The sequence below is a fragment of the Helicobacter sp. 13S00482-2 genome (genome assembly GCF_002272795.1).
Classification (GTDB): Bacteria; Campylobacterota; Campylobacteria; order Campylobacterales; family Helicobacteraceae; genus Helicobacter_J.
Genome location: NZ_MLAT01000047.1, coordinates 1 through 1,291 on the forward strand (window position 1 = coordinate 1; position 1,291 = coordinate 1,291).

Annotated in this window: 1 protein-coding gene; it reads right to left on the reverse strand. The window is 40.8% G+C overall.

Annotated features, from left to right (window positions below; translation table 11 throughout):
* On the reverse strand, positions 1 to 1,291 hold a 1,291-nt coding region (locus tag BKH42_RS09025), incomplete at both ends, for a hypothetical protein (RefSeq protein WP_219349862.1).

The window sequence follows — 1,291 nt, forward strand, 5'->3', positions numbered from 1 at the left end:
CCTTGAAAGTGGATAGGGTTATTAGTAGCATCAGTGGGGACTGCTGTGTTACTTCCTATGAAGTTCATACTCAATCTCCCTCCAATATTATTGATGGTGGCAGTGAGTTCTTTGGAAGTAAGACCCAAAAGGGTATGGGTGCCTGAGAGGACTTGGAGGCCTTTGAAGGTTGAGTTGCCATAGCTATTATTATAAAGATCCAAATAGGTTCCATTCACGCTATTAGCAGAACCACTGATGCCATTATCCTCACCTTTGAGTGTTAAGGTGTTGGCTTGAAGAACACCCCTAAAAGTAGAGCCATTTTCTAAGGTCACATCTCCATTAGGATTTAAAAACCTAGCTGCATTTGAAGTACCCTTTGCGATGAGCACCCCATCAAAATACGATCCATCATCGAGTTTGAAGTTAGCATAATTTCCTAGTACAATGATATTTTTAGTCCCTTTAGTGAAAAGGCTGCCAGTGTAGGTAGCATTAGTAGTACCACTTGTATTGGCATAATTTGTGTTTAGATCTAATACCACCCAATCCCCTGCGGAAGTTGCCACTGAACTGTCCATTTCAAGATAGTTATTGGTTGTGGTGGTACTAGACAAACCTCCTCTGAAGCCTCCAAAGTCCTTAAAACCTTTGGCTGAAGCGTTGGCTTTCAAGAAGAGTTTGGAGTTGCTTATATTGATTAAAAAACCATCATCAGTAGGAAGATGATTATACTCTTTGGTAGTAAAATCAGTTCTTAGGATTCCTTCAAAAACAGAATTGTCTTTGAGATTCAAAAAGGAATGTTCCCCTGCCACTAATTCATTATTGCCTATAGCAGTTAAGGTACCTGTGAAGATTGAATTCTGTGTGAGTCTTAAGAACGTATCTTGCATATTAAGGGTGTTGGTGCCTGTGTTTGCACCTAAGAGGATGAATGCAGAAGAACCAGAGAGGAGATTGAGTTCCCCTCCAGTTAGAGCGACAACAGCCCCTTTCCATGCGGTAGTGCCAGATTCAAAAAGAGAATAAGCATCATCAGCGATATTAGTGATGAGCCTACCTGTGTAGCTAGAGATCCTGCTCTTATCTGTTGAAATAGCACCATATGTTCCAGCACCATTACTGATGGTTAGATTATTGGTCGCTAGACGTAGATACAAAAAAGACGAAGGATTCAAACCACCATCTTCCATGATTCCTGAAGTGATGTTGGCATTGATGGAAGAGGCATTTCCTGCTTGAATGTACAAATTACCTTGATTAACGATCTCTTTTCCTTGCATCTGGCTGTGATTATTGAGGTTGA